Source organism: Christiangramia aquimixticola, from assembly GCF_048285835.1.
GTDB classification, from domain to species: domain Bacteria; phylum Bacteroidota; class Bacteroidia; order Flavobacteriales; family Flavobacteriaceae; genus Christiangramia; species Christiangramia aquimixticola.
Genome location: NZ_JBLVTL010000167.1, coordinates 1 through 315, shown reverse-complemented (window position 1 = coordinate 315; position 315 = coordinate 1). Strand labels below are relative to the sequence as shown.

Here is a 315-nt window from a genome sequence, read left to right as displayed (position 1 = left end):
AGTCATATTGGTACAAATCCAATCTCGAACCCAAGGTGTACACGTCAGAAAACTTCATACCCAATTCTGCATTGAGATTGACTACGGTAGTCTTATCATCATAAACCAATTCAAATCGTGCAGAATCTGCGATTGAGTTCACGAAGAAATGCATATTGTTGAATCGGCTTACATCTACACCGGCGCGGTAATGAAAAACTTCCTGAAACTGCCCCTCTATCCCACCGGCGATCTTGTAATTGTTCACCGTGTTGAGTAATTGGGAGCTTGGCCCAAGGAATGGATTCTCACGAACAAAGCTGAAATAGGTATTTC

Annotated in this window: 1 protein-coding gene; it reads right to left on the bottom strand. The window is 42.5% G+C overall.

The window, feature by feature from the left end:
- Positions 1-315: hypothetical protein (locus ACNKXV_RS13970; protein ID WP_417908328.1), on the bottom strand; the 315-nt coding region annotated here is incomplete at both ends.